Here is a 243-nt window from a genome sequence, read left to right as displayed (position 1 = left end):
GGTTGTCTGTGCAACTCCACATCCTTTCCCACTTAACACACACTTGGGGACCTTAGCTGATGGTCTGGGCTGTTTCCCTTTTGACAATGGATCTTAGCACTCACTGTCTGACTCCCGGCAATAAGTATATGGCATTCGGAGTTTGACTGAGCTTGGTAACCCTTGCGGGCCCCGCACCCAATCAGTGCTCTACCTCCACTACTTTTATACCGAGGCTAGCCCTAAAGCTATTTCGGGGAGAAC

The 243-nt window shown here is 50.6% G+C and carries 1 rRNA gene; it reads right to left on the bottom strand.

The annotated features are described in order from the left end of the window. A 23S ribosomal RNA gene (locus HPT30_RS31280) occupies positions 1-243 on the bottom strand; the annotation flags it as partial.

This window comes from Paenibacillus agri, from assembly GCF_013359945.1.
GTDB lineage: Bacteria > Bacillota > Bacilli > Paenibacillales > Paenibacillaceae > Paenibacillus_AQ > Paenibacillus_AQ agri.
Note: the sequence above shows the minus strand (reverse complement) of the source record. Positions and strands in the feature narration are given on the sequence as shown.